This window comes from Pedobacter frigiditerrae (genome assembly GCF_032678705.1).
Lineage (GTDB): Bacteria > Bacteroidota > Bacteroidia > Sphingobacteriales > Sphingobacteriaceae > Pedobacter > Pedobacter frigiditerrae_A.
In genome coordinates this window covers 2,038,942-2,061,821 of sequence record NZ_JAVTSS010000001.1, presented here as the reverse complement: position 1 = coordinate 2,061,821, position 22,880 = coordinate 2,038,942, and the positions used below count along the sequence as shown (strand labels likewise).

The window sequence follows — 22,880 nt, the reverse complement described above, 5'->3', positions numbered from 1 at the left end:
AACATTTAAAAGATGACCGATTTTAAATTTATACAAAAACTTAGCTTACTGTTATTTCGATGCGGTTGTTTTGTTTATCTGGTCCTGTTCGCTATTCCTGTGTTGGCGCAGAAGAAAACCAATGTACTCTTCATTGTTGTTGATGATCTACGACCAGCATTAGGCAGTTATGACGATAAAAATGCTTCGTCGCCCAATATAGACCAGTTGGCTGCTAATGGCACCTTATTTACAAATGCTTATTGTCAGCAGGCAGTATGTGCACCATCTAGGGCATCTTTTATGACTGGTAAAAAGCCAGATCACACGCAGGTTTGGAATTTAGAAACACATTTCAGGAAAGCGTTGCCAAACGTAGTTACATTGCCTCAATATTTTAAAAACAATGGTTATTACACCAGGCAGATTGGGAAAATTTACCACGACCCCAAAGTAGCACAAGATCCATTATCTTGGAGTGTACCTGAGTTGTTGGCTGTAACCACTAATAAAGGTAAATATGCTTTAGAATCAAACTTAGCTAAAGCTCCAAAGTCTACCGCTACAGAATGGGCAGATGTTGCTGATAGTGCCTATATAGATGGGATGGTTGCTGACGCAGCTATAAAAGAACTTAATCAAGTTGGTAACAAACCTTTTTTCTTGGCCGTTGGATTTCGTCGCCCTCATTTGCCTTTTACTGCCCCACTAAGTTATTGGAAAAAGAATCAAAATCGGATTTTTCCCTTATCGCCAGATACAGCAAAAGCAACAAAGGTGCCCGATTTCTCCAAACACAACTCCGTAGAATTAAGAGGTTATACCGATATTCCAGATCTTGGACCAATTGACGAGAAAAAATCTGCAGAGCTTATTAAAGGCTACTATACTTCGGTAACTTTTATGGATGAGCAAGTAGGTAAAGTGCTAAATGAGTTAAAAAGACTCAATTTAGATAAAAATACAATTGTCGTTCTGCTCAGTGATCATGGGTTCCATCTAGGAGAACATGGGCTTTGGGGTAAAACCACCAATTCGAAGTTAGACACAAGAGTACCACTCATCATCGCTGACCCAGAAAAATTAGCTGTTGGCAAAAAATCAAGTTCGGTTGTTCAGCTTGTTGATTTATACGCCACATTAAGTGAGCTTTGCGGATTGCAAAAGCCCGATACAGATGGACAAAGTTTTGCTAAAATTATCAAAGGAAAGCCTTTTACAGGGAGTGGCGTAGCCTTTAGTCAATTTCCAAATCAAATGGCATACACCAATAGACCAGCAATAATGGGCTATACCATTCACACCGCAAATTTTAGTTACACAGAGTGGATTGAACTACAAACCAATAAGGTTTTAGCTCGTGAGCTTTATGATTATCGTACTGATCAAGCAGAAAATCATAATGTGGTAGCTGACGCAAAATACAAGAAGCAAATCATTGGCTTCAGCAAACAAATATCAACTTATAGATTGAATTAGTAAGTGGCGAAAAGCTGTGTAAAGAATTTAAAATCAATTATGTAGTACATTAATATTTAATAATCTAACCAATTAAAATAGTATGAAAATAAAACTTAAGTACTTTGTCATGTTCATCATGCTCTTGGGGCCATTAATGCTCAAGGCGCAAACAGGTGGACAAATAACTGTAAGCGGAATAGTTTCCGAAAAAGACCCTGCTAACAAGGATTTACCTGTTCCTGGAGTTAGTGTAAGGGTAAAAGGAGTTACCACAGGTGTGATGACCGATCAAAATGGTCGATATATTATTCAGGCTCCAGCTAACGCCATTTTAACATTTACATCAATTGGCTATACAGCTGTTGAAGCACCATTAAATGGTAAAACTACCTTAAACATTACGATAGTTACAGAGGCTAAATCGCTTAATGATGTAATCATTGTAGGTTATTCGCAACAATCGAAGGCAAAAACAACGGCTGCGGTTTCTAAGCTAGATACCAAACAGCTTGAAAATACAGCTAATGCCAGTCCAATTGCTGCGCTTCGTGGTAAAATTGCAGGTGTATCTATTCCAGTAAGTAATGGTCAGCCAGGTGCCGCACCTCCCAACATTATCATCCGAGGAAGCTCGAAACTAAATGCCTATAGTACTGGTACAGGTAATTCGAATGGAAATAACTTTTTAAGTAGTGATGCAGGTAGTCCATTAGTAATTATTGATGGGGTTTTCCGTACGCTAAAAGATATCAATCCAGATGATATTGCTTCGATGCAAGTGATGAAAGATGCTGCCTCCACTGCGCCTTATGGAGCTAGGGGGGCAAATGGTGTAATTGTAATTGCAACAAAAGGAGGAAAGTTCAATAGCGGAAAGGCTAATATTACCTTTAATTATCGCTCTAACCTAGAAACTCAAGCTAGGGGCTATGATTATTTAAATGCAACTGATTATTTAAGGTTAGCCAGAACTACCGTAAAAAACACCACAGATCCTTATGATAAGAATTTGCTTTTAAACAATGGTGGTTTTTCTGCTGGAACAAGAGTATATACTGCAAAAGGGCAATATGGTTCTAATATCAACCTAACCGCACTTTACAACAATATTGTGAGTGTAGAAGGGCAAAATTATGTAGACAATTTATTGGCAAATGGTTGGATGACAATGGACGATCCGGCAAATCCTGGAACTAAGTTGTTGTATGCTGATAACAATTATCAAGATTTGTTGTGGAATACTGGGCACTCAAACAACTACAACATTGGTGTTGATGGTGGTGGTACTGATGCCAGTTACAATATATCCCTCAACTATGTTAACCAAGAAGGAACGTTTGTGGGCACCAACTATAAACGTTATAGCGCATTGGGTAATTTTTCTTTCAAGGCATCGAATCATATTCAGGTTAATGCGATGTTGAATTACCAAAATGTATTGCCAAATTATGTAGCTGGATATACCAACGATTTAGTTCGTGCAACAAGGATAACTCCATTAATTAGGTTGTTTGATGATGGCGGCTTACCGTTAGCTGGGGAAGTGTTAACTGCAAGAAACAGATTTCATACCTTAATGTACGATGATACACGTGTTTCTACAGAACGAGCCATTTCAAGAGTAGATGCAGATTGGGAAATCATTCCTCAACTTCACTTTAAACCAGCAATGTCTTATGTAATTGATAACGATAAAACCATATTTTCTCGTAAAGCATTTCCTGGTGCTATTCAGTTCGCTACCTCAAGACAAAAGAATGAAAACGTAAATGATATGCGTCAATTAATGATTGACCAAATATTACAGTACAATTTCAAGATAAAAGATAAGCATAACTTTATGGCCTTGGCTGGATTTAACTATACCAAAAACAATGTAAATACAATTGATGTAGGTACACAACGTGCTACCAATGATTACATTGTTACCATTGAAGAACCTACAGTTACTACAGTTAATGGTGCGGTAGTTACCAACGTTACGCAATTGGGTACGGGATTGAGGTTGGATAAATCTGCCAGTTTATTCGGACAGTTTAACTACGATTTTGATGGTAAGTATATACTATCTGGAGTATTGCGTTATGATGGATTTTCGAACTTTGCACCAAATAACAAATATGCTTTATTTCCCTCGGCAGGCTTAGGTTGGAACATTCATAGAGAAAGTTTCTGGAATGTTAAGGCAATTAGTTCTATGAAGCTGAGGGCAAGTTGGGGGCAAGCAGGTTCTAGAGACTTAAGCTTAACTGATACTTATGGTAACTATAATGCCAATGCTTATGCACAATCGCCAGGTATTTTACGTGCTTCTTTAGCCAATCCAAATCTAAAATGGGAAACTACAGAAACCACAGATATTGCATTAGAAACTAGTTTCTTTAATGGCAGGATTGATTTAACCTTAGATTGGTATAATAAATTAACTAAAGATAGGCTTGATTCGAAACCATTGCCACTGGAATCTCCGTTTTCATCAATTGTATACAATAATGGAACTTTACAGAATAAAGGTATCGATATAGAATTGGGTGCAACTGTGTTAAAAAACCGCGATTTTTCTTGGAGAACGAATTTTTCATTCAATTACAACGCCCAAAAGATATTAAAGCTGCCTAGTAATGGAAGAGATAAAAATCGTCAAGGTGGAGGCTCTGTTTATGATGCTGCAGCCGGTAAAGTGATTGAAGTAGGAGGTTATGCAGAAGGAGAACGTCCTTTCGTTTATTATGCCTATAAAGTAGAAAAGGTTTTCTCTACAGAAGCAGAAGCACAGGCTTGGGGAAAAGTAGATCGCTCTGCATCTCCGGCTGGTATTACTAATGGCAAGCATGCAGGAGATTATCAGTTTGCAGATCTTAACAATGACAACATCATTGATACGCGTGATATGGTGAAAGTAGGTTACCGCACCCCTAACAAAGTTGGAGGGATGCAAAATACCTTTACCTATAAGAATTTTAGCATGCGTGTAAACTTTGATTTTGCATTAGGCCATGTAATTAGTGACGGTTCGCTTGCTCGTGCTTTGGGAACTGGTCGTGCCTTTAACGAGGGAGCACCTTCAGAAGCATTGGGTCCAGATATTTGGCAAAAACCAGGTGATGAGGGAAAAAAATACGCCCGTTTCTCTTTTCAAGATTATGATACTGGCCAAAGAAATTACATCCGTTACGATTGGACAGGTAGCGCCTATGCTTCTGATGTAAGTACAATGATCAGCAAAGGCGATTATTTAGCATTCCGTGAGGTTTACCTCAGCTATGATCTGCCAAAAAACTTTATGAAAAAGATAAATGCTACTGGTATGACTCTTTTTGCAAGTGTAAGTAACATTGGCTATTTATCTGCTTACAAAGGACTAAATCCAGAAACAACAACAGGTTTTGATCCAGGAGGTTATCCATTACCACGACAATTTACCTTCGGCGCTTCATTGCGTTTTTAATCACTATTAATTTATAAAGATATGATGTTACGTAAATATATAACCGTTATGCTGGTTGCCACATTAACGGTGTCACTTACATCTTGTGAGAAATTACTCGATGTAAAATCTGAATCGCAAATTACAGATCAGGTGTATTTTAAAAGTGAAGGAGACTTTGCACCCTATGTTACTGGAATTTATGTGCCAATGCGCAGTTTTGCCAACAATATTGTATACGGTACAGAACGTAGTGAAGAGCTAACCAATGCTTTCAATGCACGTTTATCAACTGCTTGGTCTCAAATATTGAGCCCTACTGTTGGTGCTGTTAATTATGGTAGTTTTTACAGTGCCATTGGGCATTGTAACCTTTTGTTAGAGAAAATTAAAACTTTTGAGTTTGCTAATCAGGCTACTAAAAATCGCCTAATGGCTGAAGCTTATAGTCAAAGAGCTTACTTCTATTTTTATTTAGTTCGCATTATTGGCGATACTCCATTGATGCTCCAAGCCATAACCGATGAAAATGTGCCTTTATTGCCAAGGTCAAAAGCTTCAGATGTAATGGTGCAAATCATGGCAGATTTAAATATGGCGATTAGCCTTTTCCCTGAAAAAACTTATGTTTCTAAATATCGTTTTTCTTATGGTGCAGCACAAGCACTTAAAGCTGAAGCTTCTTTATGGAATGCAAAAGTTTTGGGTGGGGGAGCTACTGCATTTAATGATGCTGTTACTGCTGCAACAGAAGTAGAAACATCTGGCGTTTCGTTGTTAGCTAACTTTAGAGATGTGAACACGGTAAAAGCAAATAATGAAGTTATCCTTTCTGCTTATTATCAAAGGGATGAAATTGGTGCCAACTATGCGCTTAATGCATTGCCATTTAGATCGGTAGTTGCTGGTGCTGCAAACTTAGATAGTATTCCAGTTGCCGAAGTTTCTACAAATGGATTGGGCAGTTATCAAATTACAACTAAAAGTCGTGGATTATTTAGTGGTTTGACTGCTACCGACAAACGTATTCCTTTTACATTTATCATCGAGCGCCAAGGTACTACACAAAAATATGCGTGGATTACCAAATTACCAGGAAATAAGTATGCTGATGACAGGATTTCAGATAATGATGTGGTTATTTTCCGTTTAGCAGATATTCACTTAATTAAAGCAGAAGCATACGCTGGATTAAATAATACTGCAGAAGCCATTAAGTCGCTTGAAAAAGTTCGTTTAAGAGCAGGGAATGGCTTGTACACAGGTGCAACCGATAAGGCAAGTGTTGAGCGAGCAATATTTGATGAGCGTGGAAGAGAGCTTTTCTTTGAGAATAAAAGATGGTATGATATTGTTCGTTTCCATACAGGTGGAACAATTAATGCTTACACTTATGTACCAAATCTTGTGGGAAAAACAACACCATTGTACTGGCCACTTGCAGTTAGTGTATTAGCTGCCAATCCGAAATTAAAACAAACTGAGGGATATCTACCCTAGATATTAACTAATACTAAAAGAGTGATGGCATTATCTTGATGTACATCACTCTTTTTCATTAAACGGCTAACCAGCCAACAAAATCATTAATAGGCAATCAACCTTAGTCACATTGCAAAATTAAATATATTTGTAGGGCATAAAATCTTATATTTGATTTGAGAATTAAATTAAACGCATGGCATTAGTAAATGATTTAAGTACACATATTTCAAAAATCCCTACAGATACAATGGCCGACATTGTGGAGTTAAAACTGAGGGATTATTTCAAAAAGAAATCATTCGTCCCAGGAGATGCATTACCAAAAGAGCAAGAATTAGCAGAGGCTTTGGGTGTGAGTAGGAATGTGCTTCGTGAAGCGCTCAGTAGACTAAGAATGCTAGGTATCATCGAAACAAAAAAGAAAAGAGGAATGATTTTATCTAGTCCTGATGTTTTGGGCGGTTTTGAACGTGTAATGGATCCGCTAATCATAAGTCCGGATGCGTTACAAGATTTGTTCGAACTTAGATTAATCTTAGAAATGGGCTTAGCAGAAGTGCTTTTTTTAAATCTTAACGAAAAAAGCATTCTTGAGTTGGAAAAAATAGTAGCCAACGAAAAAAAGAACAATAAAGAACTATTCCGTATTGTAAACGAGGTTGCCTTCCATGGCAAGCTTTACGAAATGGCAGGAAATGATACCTTGAAACGTTTCCAAAATATGCTACTTCCAGTGTTTGGTTATGTGTTGCAGAACGAAAAGGAAAACGAATACAAATCGGGAGCTGTTACCCATCAAGATTTGGTAAACATCTTAAAGTCTGGTAATAAGGAAGAATTCAAAAAAGGAATGTACGAACACCTCAAGCCACATTTCGAGCGCCTTCAGGATATTAAAAAGAACGGATAACATCATAAGGTACAAAAAGTATTAAAAAATATTAATTTTTTATGTAGTACATAATGATTTATTGTTATATTTGTTTAGCGGCTGATTGAGATGATGATGATCTTATAAGCGGCAGAGAAAGCCTACCAAATAGGTGTAATACAAATATAAACGATATGAACTTGGAAACCCTTTTTAACTATAAGAGGCTAACCGATAGCGAGCTCGATTTTTTTAAGGAGAATGGCTATCTGGTAATCAGAGCTATTTTAAGCCCAAACGGATTGGCACAAATGCAGTCTGAAGCAATGGAAGCTTGGGCCAAAGAGAAAGAATCTTTCGATCCAAACAAGAGTTGGCTTCAAAACTCATTGTTGGTTAATATTCATCATAAATCTCCAACAGTAAAAGCCTATTATTTCAATGGACCGCTAGTTGATATTGCTTCGCAATTAATTGGTCCAAATATTAAGGGTGCAACTTCTCAACTTACCTTTAAAATGAGTGGCAATACAAAACCATTTGGTTGGCACCAAGACAATGGTTATGGCGAACTTGAACCTTATAATGCATTAACTACCTTAACCGCTTTAGATGATACAGATAAGGGTAATGGCTGTTTATGGCTAATTCCAGGCAGTCATAAAGATGGCCAAATTAGGGTAGAACAAAATGAAGAACAGAAAAAAAGTGGTTCTGAAATTATAGTAGAAGCTGATGAAAGTTTAGCCATCCCAATGGAAATGAAAGCGGGAGATGTGTTAATCTTCAACTGTTGGATGTTGCATAAATCTGATGGAAACTATTCTGCCGATCGAGACCGTAGAATTCTTTTTCTAAGGTACGCAGATGCGGATGCTATTGAAGTATACAATAATAGCAAACCCCGACTAGGTAAACTAGTAAAAGGTAAAACCAAATTCCCTGAAGTTGAGGCTTTTGAATCAGATTTATAATATATGGAGAAGCTTACCGCAACTAACTTAAGAGGTAATTGGGCTACCTTGCTACTTCCCATAGCTGCCGATGATTCCATAGATTTTGGTTTATTGGGACAAGAAATAGACAAATTAATCTCATTTGGGGTTGATGGAATTTATTCAAATGGAACAGCAGGAGAATTTCATAATCAAACAGAGGCAGAATTTGATCAAATCAGCGAGTTATTGGCTGCAAAATGTAGGCTAGCAGGTATGCGTTTTCAAATTGGTTGCAGCCATCCCTCGCCAATTATTTCATTAGAAAGAATAAAAAGAGCTGTTCATTTAAAGCCAGATGCTTTTCAGGTTATTCTACCAGATTGGGTAACCGCCAAAGAAGAAGAACAACTCTCCTTTTTAAATAGAATTGAAGCAAATGCAAAAGGAATCCCCTTGGTGCTTTATAATCCGCCTCATGCGAAATTAGAATTACAGCCAAAAGATTTCCACGTATTCAAGGAAAACGTACCTACGCTTATTGGAATAAAAGTATTAAGCAAAGACGAAACTTGGGTTAAGGAAATGAAAGAATTTGCATCACATTTATCAGTATTTGTTCCAGGACATTTTTTAGCCAAAGGAGTTAAATCTGGCATAGCCGATGGTGCCTATTCTAATGTAGCTTGCATTAACCCTGTAGCTGCTCAAAAAATGTGGCATCTGATGCAAACTGATTTAGAAGAAGCATTAAAAATCGAAAATACTATACTTGAATTCTTCGCAGAATGTATATCGCCTTATCAAAAAATGGGCTATTCAAATCCTGCATTAGATAAATTTCTTGCTGCAGTTGGCGGTTGGTGCGAATTGCCTACACGATTAAGATGGCCATACAAATGGATACCAGAAGCTGATGTTTTAGCTGCTAGAAAAAAAGCTGAACAATTAATGCCACGTTTCTTGCTCAATGAAATATGAAACCAGCATAAATAAAGAAAATAAAAAGATTTGATGGATGTTTGCAAAACACAACATCAGCTTAAATACATATAAAATGCAATATTTAAAAATTTTACTATTGATCATGCTCACTTCCACAATTACATTTTCAGATGCACAAACATTAAATAAAAATCAATCTTTTACTTGGGGAGAACTTCCTGCTATTCCAGATAAATTTGGCTTCGCCGGTTCTTTTAGCGGAGTTACTGGTGGTGCACTAATTGTCGCGGGTGGTGCGAATTTTCCAGACGGGGGAGCTCCCTGGACAGGTTCAAAAAAGGTGTGGACAGATAAAGTTTTTGCCTTAGATAAAACAGATGGCGAGTGGAAATTGGTGGGTAAACTACCAGAGCCGATGGGTTATGGTGTTGCAGTTAGCATAGATGGAAAAATGATTTGTGTGGGTGGTAGCAATGAATTGGGGCATTCGGCAAAAGTATATGCCATTTCCTACCATAAAGGCGAGCTTCACATCGAAAAATTGAGAGATTTGCCTCAGCCATTGGCGAACATGTCTGGTGCTTTGGTAAAAGGTAAACTTTATATTGCTGGAGGTTTGGCAAAGCCTGATGCTCAAGAGGCAGCTAGTGTTTTTTATAACATTGACTTAGCCAAAGGTAATAAAGCGACTTGGAATGTGTTAGAAACTTGGCCGGGAGAACCTAGAATGTTAGCCGTGGCTGGAAGTTGTTCAGGTAAATTTTACCTGTTTAGTGGAACTAATTTGTTTAAAAACGCAGCTGGCGAATTAGAGCGGAAATACTTGACTGATGCTTTTTCTTATGAGCCAGGAAAGGGATGGAAAAAACTAACCAGTCTGCCAAAGGCAGTAGTGGCAGCTCCTGGCCCTGCTTATGCAAACGGAAATTCATTGTTAGTTTTTGGTGGCGATGATGGTTCACTGGCAAAACAAGCAGCAGGGCTCAAGGAAAAACATCCTGGGTTTTCAGATCAAATACTAGCCTTTAATGTAAAAACCAAACAATGGTCTGTTGCAGGTAAAATCCATAAAGAAATTAAGGCAGATGCAAGCTCTAATCCCAATGGAAGCATTTGGCCAGCTGTTACCTCATCGCTTGTTATGTGGAATAACCTTTTAGTATTCCCATCTGGTGAAGTGAGGCCAGCTATAAGAACGCCAAGAGTAATCACCGTTACTATCCATCAATAATAATTATTAAAAAAAAATTATAATGACTAATACAACACCTTCTAAATATTACGCTTGGGGTCTTGTGGCACTACTTTGGGTAGTTGCCTTCCTTAACTATTTTGATAGGATCATGATCACTTCGATGAGAGATCCTATAGTAAGTGAATTCGGACTTACCGATGCTCAATTTGGCTTACTTACCTCAGTTTTTTTATGGTCGTATGGTTTATTGAGCCCTTTTGGTGGCTTTTTGGCCGATAAATACAGTCGCAAGAAAGTAATCATATTCAGTGTTTCCATTTGGTCGGCTGTTACGTTGTGGACAGGTTTTACCTCTTCTTTTGAGGAAATGTTGGCCTCTAGGTTTTTTATGGGGCTAAGTGAAGCTTGTTATATTCCCGCTGCTTTGGCATTGATTACAGATTACCACAGAGGAAAAACACGTTCTTTAGCTACTGGTCTGCACATGAGTGGATTATACGCTGGTCTGGCATTTGGTGGACTTGGAGGTTACATTGCAGAGTTTTATGGATGGAGATCAGGTTTTCAAGTGTTTGGCGTATTTGGGATCCTTTATTCAATTTTCCTTCTTTATTACCTTAAAGATGTAGAGAAAACAGTAGATGGCGAAGCTGAAGATGGTGAAGCTGATCTTTCACCTCGACTTTCCTTATGGGGTTCGATGAAAAATCTTTTTAAGGCTAAATCTTTTTTAGTGTTACTATTTTATTTTAGTGTACTTGGTATGGCAAACTGGTTGGTTTATGGATGGTTGCCTACTTTTTTAAAAGAACATTTTCACCTTGACCCAGGAAAAGCAGGTTTCTCTGCAACAGGTTATATACAAATCGGCTCTTTCGTAGGGGTGATTTTAGGAGGGATATTGGCAGATCGTTGGTTTGCAAAGAACAAAAAAAGCAGGATATATATGATTGTTATTGGCTTTAGTGTGGGCGCTCCATTTTTATTCTTAATGTCATCTACAACAGTATTTGCCGTTGCCATTTTAGCGATGTTCGTATTTGGAATAGCAAGAGGAATAAATGATGCCAACTTAATGCCTGTTCTCCGTCAGATCGCTGATAACAGGTACATCGCTACTGGATATGGTTTCCTAAATTTTATCAGCACAATTGTTGGTGGTATCATGGTTTATGTTGGTGGCGCTCTTAAAGATGCAAAAGTTGATCTTGCCGTTGTATATCAGGTATCGGCTCTGCTGATGCTGATTGCTACACTATCACTTTTGGCTATTAAAATAAAGAAAAATGCCTAGTGTTGATGAGATTGTAGGTCATAATGGCTACCAATATCGTGTAAAAAAAGATTGGGTAGCTGGCAAAGACCAAAAATTGCCTTTAAAAGATTGCCATGAGATGGTGATGGCTGCTAACGGCTTGTTGTACATGCTGGGCAATGAAACCACAAATAATGTAATCATCTTTAACAAGGATGGTAAAGTGATGGGTTCTTGGGGACACGATTATCCGGGTGGTCACGGTTTAACCTTACACAATGAAAACGGAGAAGAATTTCTTTATATCACTGATACGGCCAGAAGTATTGTCGCAAAGACAACTTTAGCTGGAAAGGTAGTAATGGAAATTCCTTATCCGAAGGAGATAACTGATTACGAAAATGCAGCTACGTATAAACCAACTGAAACCTTAATTATGCCCAATGGCGATATTTATGTAACAGATGGTTACGGATTGCAATTTGTAATTCAGTACAATGCAAAAGGTGAATATATCAGGCATTTTGGTGGTAGGGGTGATGGGCCTTCCAATTTAGATTGTGCTCACGGAATTGCTTTGGATAATCGCAATGCGGATAAAAATATCCTGTTAGTAACCTCAAGAAATCAAAATGCCTTCAAACAGTTTTCTCTTACTGGAGAATATTTAGGAACAATTGATATGCCTGGTTCATTTGTATGCAGACCAGTTGTAAAGGGTAACAACATTTATGCAGCAGTTTTTCGCTCAGGTGATAATCAGAATTTTGGTTCAGGGTATTTAACTATACTAGATGAACATAATCAAGTAATTTCTTCGCCTGGAGCTACTGAACCGATTTATGAAAATGGAGTACTGTTGCCACAACAAAAACTAGCTGGACATTTTATACATCCACATGATGTTTGTGTAGATGATGATGAGAATTTGTATGTGCCTCAGTGGAATTCAAATCAGGTTTATCCTGTTAAGCTAATAAGAGTTTAATAGGCAACATCATCTTTTAAATGAATTGATTATTAAGAATTACAAATTATAAAAATGAACTGTTTTAAAATTTCTTGTCTTTTCCTGTGTCTTTTTTTGAAGTCATTTACACCAGTAGTTCAAGTTGAGGTATCACAATATCAACTCCCTGTATTAAAAGGGAAAAGTAACAATCCAATAATTAAGATAAAGTTATCGAATGTAGAAGAGGGAGAAAAGATAAACCACATTGTGCTAAGCACTAATGGAACTACCGAGCTTAAAGAAATTAAAACGATACGTTTATTTTACTACGGAAAAGATTCTGTACCAGGTAATCCAATGTCTGGCAAAGGCAAACTCATATCGTCCACATCTACAATAAAAAATGAAATTACCTTAAAGAGCGATCAGCTTTTAGTAAAGGGCGACAACTATTTTTGGGTTTCTTATGAACTAAACGAAACCGCAGGTTTAAATAACCTTGTAGATGCACAAGTTGTTGAAGTTGATGTTAATGGCTCAGTAATAAAGCCATCGGCGAGTCAAGATAAGCTTCGCCAACGTTTAGGCGTTGCTGTTAGAACTTATCTGCAAGATGGCATTCATACCTCTCGCATTCCTGGTCTAGTTACCACAAACAAAGGAACGTTAATTGCCACTTTTGATGCTCGCCGTGATAGTGGTAGAGACTTGCAAGGAAATATAGATATAGGTATCCACAGAAGTGAGGATGGAGGAAATACCTGGAAGCCATTACAAATTGCCATGGATATGGGAGAGTGGGGCGGATTACCTGAAAAATTTAATGGAGTGTCTGACGCTTGCATTTTGGTAGATAAAAACAGCAATGCCATATATATAGCTGGTTTGTGGATGCATGGTGTAATAAATGAAGAAGGTAAATGGTTGGAAAACCTTACCAATGAGAGCACCGACTGGAATCATCAGTGGAAGACCAAAGGCTCACAGCCAGGTTTTGGGGTAAAAGAAACTTCTCAATTCATGATTGTAAAAAGTACCGATGATGGGAAAACTTGGTCTAAGCCAGTTAACCTAACAAAAATGATTAAAAGAGAAGAATGGTGGTTGTTAGCTCCTGCACCAGGTCATGGTATTACATTAAAAGATGGAACACTTGTTTTTCCAACACAGGGAAGGGATAAAAAAGGCAAAGGTTTTTCAAATATAACCTATAGTAAAGATCAAGGAAAAACATGGAAGACTAGTAATCCAGCTTCTGTCGAATCAACAACAGAAAATATGGCTGCAGAATTAGAAGATGGCTCAATTTTACTAACCATGCGGTCGGGGGCTAATAAGGGCAGAATGGTTGGCAACGGAAGAATAATGTCTATCACAAAAGATTTAGGTGAAACATGGTCGGTTCATCCAACTTCGAGGAATGCGCTAATTGAACCAGGGTGTATGGCCAGTTTAATTCGTCACGATTATCTACAAGATGGACACCAAAAGTCTTTACTCTTGTTTTCAAATCCAGATTCAAAAACAACCAGAAATAGGATTAGTATTAAACAGAGCTTAGACAATGGAATGACTTGGCCATCAAATAAAGTAATTCGCCTTGATGATTTCAGTGGACGGGGCTATTCTTGTTTAACAAGTATTGATAAAGAAACCATAGGAATTTTTTATGAAAGTAGCCAGGCAGACATTATATTTCAAGCAATTAAATTGAAAGATCTTCTTTCCAATTAAGGTTATCGCCAGCCAATCTGTTTTCACGCAATGTAACACCTTAGTTATGTTAATTCAAAGCCCTTGGATAACTAATATAAATGTGGGTAAAACTCCTGATAACAGACTTAAAAACTAAACCAAAAATAGCTTATTTGCCTTTTAAAATGATATAAATAGCATTTAGTACTTAGTTAGGCTAACCTGCTAAGCTGTTTGTGATTAACATTAAATTAATCTGCATTTTATTACAATATAATTTGGATAATCAAATAATATGTTATTATATTTGATTATGTAAATATGTCCTACATAAGGACGATATCTAAAAGGCATATTTGCGAAACCAAAATAAACTGTATCATATATTAATCAATGCTGAATGAACAAGAAAGCTTGCCGTAAATGGTAAACTTTTCAAATATTCCAGCAACTTTTAAACGGGATGAAAAAAAATAATCGCTACTTAGTAGCCCTATGCGTCTTTCTAACCATATTTAGCATATCCTGTTCAAAGGAATTCGATGAACATTATAATCCTTCTAACCGCATAGATAAAAATATCGTGCAGATATTGGCTGAAGACCAAGAATTCTCTGAGTTTGTAAAACTTATTGATAAGCTTGGTTTAAGAAAAACTCTTGGTGAGAGCGCAATTTACACTTGTTTAGCCCCAAAAAACGATCAGGTTCTTGAATATTTTAAAAATAAGGGTTATGCTTCAATTGATGTTGTTCCCGAAATTATTTTACGCCAGTTTGTAAACAGCCATTTCATTAATGGGATGTATTACAAATATGATATAGAAAAAAGATATAAAGATGCTGTGGGAGGACTTAATCCTACAAAAGCAACCTATTATACTACTCGTGCAGAGAACCTGATACCCGCTAAGTCTATAAGAATATTTACACCTTCTTTCTTCAATCTACAACAAGACGATTATAAAACCTTATTTAACCAAGCAGGAGGAGGTTTTATGGTGGAGACTGCTAAAATTTCTGATACAAAATATGATATTGATGCCAGTAATGGCGTGATTCATGTACTTGAAACGTCTCTTACCATTCAACCACGAATGGACTTGGCAATTGCCGCCGATCCTCAGATTTCTATTTTTAACTCTTGGTTAAATGCACACGTAACTTATGTGCTTGGTCCTAAAGATGAATTTGGTAGAGTAGATACAACACTCTATAAATCATATTCATTAAGTCGAAATATTGCTAGTGAAAGTGTATTGTCTACATTTTTTGCGCCTACAAACGAAGTAGTCATGAGCTATTTCCAACCTTATTTGCCAGACCTTTACAATACAATTGATTCCTTGCCTAAAATTATAAAAACAGAAATTCTTAGGGCTACACTTCTTGGAGATACATGGTATAAAAGCGATATCGTTAGAAACAATCCAGAACTTCGTACCACAACCTACCCACAAATTATTGGTAAAATAGGACCAACCATAGTAGGATCGGTACCCGCAAGTAATGGTATAATATATAAGGTAAACAAGTTTATCGAACCACCTAAGCTTCACAGTGTGGAAGGTGGAGTATACATGAAAAAAAGAATTTATGGGCAGTGGAACGTGATGTTTGAGAAAACAACGCTAGAAGACGGATTAACCGATGGATTGCTTTATCAGCATAGCGATAAAACCATATTAGTACAACCAGATGCCTCATGGGGATTCCCATTGGCAGAAGATATGGATGTTGACGCATTGGCTTTAAGAATGCAGCAATGCAGAACTGGTATCCTTAACATCGATGTAAGAAAAGATGGTGGACTTAGAAGAAGATATTATCCAACCGAGTTTGGTTATATACTTTTTGAAAATGGAAAGTTTATCGACTATACAGGGAAATCGGTCTCGTTATTGAAAACGCAGTCTACTTGGGAGCGTATCAATGGCTCAATATTCGAAATTGATGGTTTTCTTACCCCTATGAATAAACTTGATTTAACTAGGACGGTTTATGCATTGGTAGAAAAGGATACGCAACTATCGTTATTTAAAGATGCGCTGATCAAATCTGGACTTACTGGCGAGTTAAATCTTACTGGCTTTTTTACCTACACCATTCTTGCGCCACCAAATACCGCAATTCAAGCTGCGGGTATTTCTGTACCAGCAATGACTGCAGATCAAGCGAAAACTTTTGTTAGTAAGTATATCATCCCAAACCGATATGTATTTACTGATGGGGTTTTTCAAGGCAACGTGCCAGACAAAGCTGGCAATTTTATTACCATAGCCGGTGCCTGGGAAAACTTTAAAGCCACTAATGTCTCAGGGAAAACAGTAAGTCCAACTACAGCTAATCTACAAGGATCAAACGGTGTGGTCCATAAAATTAACCAGGTTTTTTAGTTTATACCAAATTTATATATGTATATAATGCTACGAAATATTTTTTTTCTTGCCGGTTTATTGTGTTGTTTAGCTCTTCGTGGCCATGCACAAGAGTCGGATGTTATCAGTGGGGCGGTTTATGATGGTTCCAAGAAGTTGGTTTTCCCTGGCGTAACGGTTATGCTTGTAAATCGCAATGATTTAGTGCTAACTGGAGTAACCACAAACGGGGATGGTAAATTTCGCTTAAAGAAAAATCCTGAAGCGAAAAAAATAGTTTTTTCTTTTGTTGGTTATAAAAAGCAGGAATTTGAAATTGGATCAAAAACTAGCTTTGAGGTTATATTGGAAGGTGGATATAGTGAGATGGATGAGATAAAGATTGTTTCCCAACGATCAACAAAAGCCGATATGGGCTTTATCACCATTGATAAAAAAGAGAGCAGCAGTGCAATCACATCGGTAAATGTTGCCGAATTAAAAAATTTGCCAGTTACCTCTGTTGAACAATTGATGCAAGGTGCTGCGCCAGGCTTACAAATTGTAGCTGCCAGTGGGAATCCTGGAGCTTCAGCTTCTGTACGTATACGTGGGATTTCAAGTATATCGGGTATCAATGATCCCCTTTGGGTGGTAGATGGTACAGAAGTAATTGGAAACGATTATAAGGTATCAAGTATAACAGATTTTGGTTTCAGCCCAATTGGGGATATCGATCCTTCAGATATCGAATCAATTGATATCCTAAAAGATGCTTCCGCAACAGCACTTTACGGCTCAAAAGGAGCAAATGGTGTAATTGTAGTCCGCACAAAAAGAGGTAAAAGGGGCAAACCTGAATTTTCCCTTACTTCTAAGCTTACCATGACTGAGGTTCCAAAAACTATCCCGATGATGTCTGGAGATGAAAATCGGATATTTTCCATAGAAAGTTATCGTTCTGGTGCAGATGATGGTAGCTTTTTGCCACAGTTACGTGGCGATTTAACCCGAGCTGATGCTTGGCAATATAACAACAATACCAATTGGATGGATGTGATTACCAGAGATGGTTATTACCAACAATATAACACCGCATTGAGTGGGGGTGGTGAGCGTATCGTTTACTATTGGGGCGTAGGTTATACTACACAATATGGTACTACCAAAGGTACAGGCTACAATAGGTTTAATAACAGGTTTAATTTAGATTATAAGGTTTCAGATAAATTGAAAGTATCTGCAGATTTATCTTACATCAATTCGGTTACAGATAAAAGGGGACAAGAACACCCAATTAATCAGAGCGGTGCGCTTGATTTTACAGACAATGAGATTTCACCAATATTGTATGCTAGGGAAATCAGTTCTTACTATCCAGTTTATTCAAAAACTGGGTTAGATTACTTTGTAGATCGTACCGATCCTGTTTCTTATACTGCTCGTTACAACCCACTGGCGGTAATAGATTATTCAACTTACGTTACTAAATCAAACAGGTTTATGGCGTCGACAGTTTTGAGTTACAATATCTTGAAAAATCTCGACTTCCGCACACAGGTTGGTGTAGATTTCAGGGAATCTGGCGACGAGTATTTTTTACCTGGATATGCTACTGCGGCCCTTCCTGGCGAAGTTTTGTACAATGCGGGATTACAAGCTGAAGGCCATCAGCTGATGATCAACAATAACAATAGGTTGATCTGGGGTGCCATTAATAAAACCAATCATAGGTTAACCGTTACTGGAGTTTTAAATATTACCAGCGATTCGGACAATTCTACCATTATGACCTACAACAATGGTGCATCATCTCGACTTCGTTCTTCAGATGCATCTGCGGTAATAGAAAATGCTTCAGGAGGTTTTGGCGAACGCAGAAACATCGGTACTTTCTTGCAAGGACATTATGCATTAAAAGACAGATATTTTCTAACTGTAACTGGAAAAATGGAAGGGGATTCTAGGTACGGAAGAGACAACCTATACAAAGTTTTTCCGGCAATAGGCGCTGCATGGGAAATGTCTAAAGAAAGTTTTCTTTCCAAAGCTGCATGGATCAACAGTATTAAACCACGATTCGCATTTGGTATTACCGGTAATTTGCCAAACGTTACAAATCTTTACGACGTAGCCTATGCAACTGGTACGGGATATTTAGGTAATACTTATACCTACCCTTCAAAGTTTGCCTACGATAACATCAAACAGGAAAGCACCGCGGAATATAATTTCGGAGTAGATTGGAGCCTTTTCAATTTTAGGGTATCTGGACAAATCGACTACTATTCTAGAACAACAACTGATCTTTTATTAAAGGAAGCACTCTCTTCTACATCTGGATTTCAAACACAGTACCTAAACTTTGGTTCTGTACGTAATAGCGGATTTGAGTTTGGTATCACAGCTACTATCCTAAAAGGTAGCGAAAGGGCATTGCGTTGGAAATCATTTTTCAATATAGCCACCAATAAAAATAAATTATTGAGTTTGCCAGCCAATCTAGATGAAGCATCATTTGTATCTACAAAAGAAGGTTTTTCTTCTAAGCTTCAGGCAGGAGATGTAATTGGTGGATTTTATGGCTTCAAAGCATTGGGTGTATATCCAACAGATGCTGATGCCATATTAAAAGACAGTCAGGGTAATGTTATTTATGAAGCTGACGGATTAACACCTAAATACATGCGTTACGGTTCCAATACCGGACACCAATTTAGGGGTGGCGATATGATTTATAAAGATCTAAATGGCGATGGTATCATCAATGCACTAGATAAGGCACAAATCGGTGATGCAAATCCTACAGCCTTTGGCGGCTGGAACAATAGTTTCACTTTTAGAAATATAGAACTTCAGGTTAATTTACAATACCAATTTGGAAATGATGTGATTAACCTTAGCCGTAAAAACGTTGAAAAGATGGCGGATTCAAGAAATCAGGCACAATCAATAACCAGTCGCTGGCGTAAACAGGGTGATATTAGCGAGATACCAAGAGCAGAGCGACTTGCAGAATGGAACTATGATGCCTCTACAAGATGGGTTGAAGATGCTTCTTACATCCGTTTAAAAACTGTATCTCTTTCCTACAATTTCGCTAAAAAACTAACTAGTAGGATAGGTTTAAGAAATATGAGTGCATTTGTTACTGGGTACAACCTGTATACCTGGACAAAGTATTTGGGTGTAGATCCTGAAGTGCCAATTACGGGTACAGTAAATATGTTCGGTATAGATAACAACAATACCGCACCAGCAAGACAATATACACTCGGATTTAGAGTAGCACTTTAATTTGATAGATGATGAAAGTATTATATAAAATAAAGTATGTGTTTTTAGGCCTGCTACTGATCACATCAGGTTGTAGTAAGTTTTTAGACGTGCAAGCACCAGACAATTTAGTAAAAGATCAATTTTGGCAAAATCGGGAACAGGTATATTCTTCGTTGATGGGGCTATACACTTCTCTAAACAGCTGTGTAAGAAACTTCCAGGTATGGGGAGATAGCAGGTCTAGTCTTTATGCTCCAGGTTTAGCTGCTAATTTTACAAGTTCTTATTCACAGTTCTTGTCGCAAGATATTTATACAGACAATACATTGCTTTCTTGGGAAAGCCAGTATAAAGCAATTGGTTGGATCAATGCATTTATTAAAAATGCACCTTCAGCTTTAAAGAATGATCCCACTTTTAAAGAAGACGAATTAAAGAACATGATGGGTGAGGCACATGCACTGAGGGCTTTACTCTATTTCTATTTGTTAAGGTCTTTTAAGGAGGTGCCAATCGTTAAAGAACCCTACGAGTCTGATTCACAGAATTTAACAACCGCACCTTCATCAGAAGAAACAACACTTAACTTTATAGAAGAAGATTTAACGCAAGCACTACAGAATACTCCAGAAACATTTACAGATGCAAAAGAAAAGTATGGTCGTGTAACAAAAAATGCCGTAAGAGCCATCATGGCAGATGTTAAACTCTGGAGAAATGACTATAATGGTTGCATTAATCTGTGCAAAACACTTGATGCTACTTATGCTAATAAATTAGTTAGCCCACAAGACTGGTACACCATCTTTTATCCAGGAAATTCTCCTGAGTCAATCTTTGAATTGCAATATGGCTTGCAGGGTCCTTCTTCACCATTATATAGTTGGTTTGCTAAAGAGGATAGTCCAACTGCAATATACTCAGCAAATGCTACAAATGTTAAAATTAATGCTGGAGATCTGTTATATCCGAGTGCTAATCCCACTTTGAATTTCTCTGCTGATACCATCAGATTGAAAAATTATAGTGCCTTTTCATTGCCTTCCGCCGGTTCTACTGCCGAAGTGTATAAATTTTTAGGACAGGCACCTTATCAACGTGCTTATAGGAGATCAAACGATAGAACAGCCAATTATATTTTCTATCGCTACAGGGAAATTCTGTTGATGAAGGCTGAAGCATATGGAATGCTTGGTCAATACGATGAAGCGGAAAAAGTAATTAACATCATCCGCCAACATTGTGATCTTCCAGTCCTAACCTCTGGAGAAATGGGTACAGGTGCAGATTTCTTTAACAGATTGTTAATGGAACGGGAATTTGAGCTTGGGTTTGAAGGTAAAGAATGGTTTGCCGCTGTGCGTGTATCTAGAAGAACTGGTTTAAATAATGTTTTGGTAGAAAAAGCTGCTGTAAATAATTCTAGGCAACTTCCTTATCAAGTTATACGGGCAAGATTGCTCGATCCGGAAAGTTGGTTTTTACCTTATTACAGGATTGAGGTAAACAATAATCCACTGCTAACACAAAAAAGCTATTACAAAAACAAATAATTAATGTCAACTAACCTTAAAGACATGAAACAATACACAAGTATACTTTCTTCGAAATGGAAAGCCTGTAGTTATCTAGTTATGGCTACACTATTATTACTTCTGGTTCAGGGCTGCAAACCCGAGTTTTCTAATGCTAGATTTGATGACAACGATGAGCTTCAAATCATGGACTATGTAGATAATCGCCCAGATCTGAGCACGTATAAAGAACTTATCGACTATGTTAAGAAAAGGAACCTGCTAAAAACAGCTGGAACTTATACCGCTTTCATTCCAACTAATGAGGCATTTACCAAGCTTTTTACCCGTTTATCTGCAAATGGAAATAAGGTAACTGCCATTAAGGACAAATCGCCTGAATTCTGGATCAACTATTTCAGTTATCACTTGCTTAATAAAAAAATAAATACAAATTCTCTTGAGCCAGGGCCAATGCCTTCGCCAACCATTTTAACCAATAAATACCTGATTGCAGATATCCGCGAATCTTATAATTCTATCAAGTTGAATAACTTTTCAACGATTAAAGAATCGAATATTGAAATGAGCAATGGATATATCAACATTGTTGATGAAGTGCTTAATCCGCCAGTGGAAACCATTTATGAGACCCTCTCGAAAACAGGGAAATACAATATCATGTTAGGCATCTTTGAGGAAACAGGATTAACCAAATATCTTAAAGATAGTACAGTTACTTTGATTGTTGAACGTGATGAAGTCTTGATTAAAAACAACTTTAACAAAAGTAATATTTCAAACTTAGCTAACTGGGCAGCATATCATATCATTCCAGACTCAGGATACTTTTTAAATCAACTTATTAAACAAAGAATGTACCCTGTTTATAAAAAAAATGCATTAAGCTTTACTGTAAACAGTCAGGGTCAATACTTCATGAACTCCACATTCAAGTTTGATCAATCATTAGAGTTTGGTATAGACAGGGTTTGTTATAATGGTGTTTATCATTCTATGGATGCCGTAGTAGCGATAGTTGAAGCACTACCTGCAACAATTAGGTACAACCTTTATCCCCCAGGTAGCCCTTATGGTGCACAAAATGTGTTTGCAGATGCACCTGCGAAAATTGTGCTGAATAATGGTACAGAGAGTTACCATCAGAATAAAGAGCTTAAAATTGTAGCATTTGATGCGCAACAGGTAGGCGACTTCTTTTACTTGACCATTCCCGATGTGCCAATTGGTAAATACAACATACGAGTTGTACACCGTGCTGGTACCCGTGGTAAGTTTATAACTATTTACAAGGGAGCAATTGTTAAAGACAATATAGACTTTGCAAAAACGGATGGCACCTGGCCAGATTACAGTTATTATATCTATAACAATTGTGGTGTTATAAATGTGGATAGCCAATCAGATGTGAAACTAACATTTGCCCTTACCGCATTTGCAACTGGCAAGATAGGAAGTTACTGTTGCGACGTTTTGATGGATGCAATTGAACTAATACCTCAATAGGAAG

Annotated in this window: 14 protein-coding genes; all 14 read left to right on the top strand. The window is 37.5% G+C overall.

Features of this window, described 5'->3' with window-relative positions:
* Nucleotides 1–12 precede the first annotated feature (12 nt).
* A complete protein-coding gene (locus tag R2Q59_RS08065; protein WP_316785045.1) occupies nucleotides 13–1,458 on the top strand; it encodes a sulfatase in 1,446 nt (481 codons plus the stop codon).
* 82 nt (nucleotides 1,459–1,540) lie between these two features.
* Complete coding sequence (locus R2Q59_RS08060) at nucleotides 1,541–4,888, top strand: SusC/RagA family TonB-linked outer membrane protein (RefSeq protein ID WP_316785043.1); 3,348 nt, start codon at nucleotides 1,541–1,543, stop codon at nucleotides 4,886–4,888.
* A 21-nt stretch (nucleotides 4,889–4,909) separates the two neighbouring features.
* Nucleotides 4,910–6,367, top strand: a complete 1,458-nt coding sequence (locus R2Q59_RS08055) for a RagB/SusD family nutrient uptake outer membrane protein (protein WP_316785041.1) — start codon at nucleotides 4,910–4,912, stop codon at nucleotides 6,365–6,367.
* Nucleotides 6,368–6,545: 178 nt separating this feature from the next.
* On the top strand, nucleotides 6,546–7,262 hold the full coding sequence (locus R2Q59_RS08050; protein ID WP_316767669.1) for a FadR/GntR family transcriptional regulator: 717 nt from the start codon (nucleotides 6,546–6,548) through the stop codon (nucleotides 7,260–7,262).
* A gap of 155 nt (nucleotides 7,263–7,417) precedes the next feature.
* Nucleotides 7,418–8,197 (top strand): phytanoyl-CoA dioxygenase family protein, encoded by a 780-nt coding sequence (locus R2Q59_RS08045; protein WP_316767667.1) that lies wholly within the window; start codon nucleotides 7,418–7,420, stop codon nucleotides 8,195–8,197.
* A gap of 3 nt (nucleotides 8,198–8,200) precedes the next feature.
* On the top strand, nucleotides 8,201–9,139 hold the full coding sequence (locus tag R2Q59_RS08040) for a dihydrodipicolinate synthase family protein (protein WP_316785039.1): 939 nt from the start codon (nucleotides 8,201–8,203) through the stop codon (nucleotides 9,137–9,139).
* A gap of 76 nt (nucleotides 9,140–9,215) precedes the next feature.
* Nucleotides 9,216–10,334 (top strand): galactose oxidase, encoded by a 1,119-nt coding sequence (locus R2Q59_RS08035; RefSeq protein ID WP_316785037.1) that lies wholly within the window; start codon nucleotides 9,216–9,218, stop codon nucleotides 10,332–10,334.
* A gap of 22 nt (nucleotides 10,335–10,356) precedes the next feature.
* Nucleotides 10,357–11,592, top strand: coding sequence for an MFS transporter (locus R2Q59_RS08030; RefSeq protein WP_316767663.1), 1,236 nt, complete (start codon nucleotides 10,357–10,359; stop codon nucleotides 11,590–11,592).
* Nucleotides 11,585–12,541 carry a 6-bladed beta-propeller gene (locus R2Q59_RS08025; protein ID WP_316785035.1) on the top strand — a complete coding sequence of 319 codons (957 nt, stop codon included), beginning with the start codon at nucleotides 11,585–11,587 and terminating at the stop codon, nucleotides 12,539–12,541. Before R2Q59_RS08030 ends, R2Q59_RS08025 begins: the two co-directional genes overlap by 8 nt.
* Before the next feature lie 96 nt (nucleotides 12,542–12,637).
* Entirely contained in the window at nucleotides 12,638–14,239 is a 1,602-nt protein-coding gene (locus R2Q59_RS08020) for a sialidase family protein (protein WP_316785033.1), read from the top strand.
* 424 nt (nucleotides 14,240–14,663) lie between these two features.
* The gene (locus tag R2Q59_RS08015; protein WP_316785031.1) at nucleotides 14,664–16,595 is read left to right on the top strand and encodes a fasciclin domain-containing protein; all 1,932 of its coding nucleotides are present in this window, start codon (nucleotides 14,664–14,666) and stop codon (nucleotides 16,593–16,595) included.
* Nucleotides 16,596–16,622: 27 nt separating this feature from the next.
* Nucleotides 16,623–19,853: a SusC/RagA family TonB-linked outer membrane protein gene (locus R2Q59_RS08010; protein WP_316785029.1), complete on the top strand. Its 3,231-nt coding sequence runs from the start codon at nucleotides 16,623–16,625 to the stop codon at nucleotides 19,851–19,853.
* A gap of 8 nt (nucleotides 19,854–19,861) precedes the next feature.
* Nucleotides 19,862–21,388 (top strand): RagB/SusD family nutrient uptake outer membrane protein, encoded by a 1,527-nt coding sequence (locus tag R2Q59_RS08005; protein WP_316785027.1) that lies wholly within the window; start codon nucleotides 19,862–19,864, stop codon nucleotides 21,386–21,388.
* A gap of 3 nt (nucleotides 21,389–21,391) precedes the next feature.
* Nucleotides 21,392–22,876: a fasciclin domain-containing protein gene (locus tag R2Q59_RS08000; RefSeq protein ID WP_316767653.1), complete on the top strand. Its 1,485-nt coding sequence runs from the start codon at nucleotides 21,392–21,394 to the stop codon at nucleotides 22,874–22,876.
* Nucleotides 22,877–22,880: the final 4 nt, after the last annotated feature.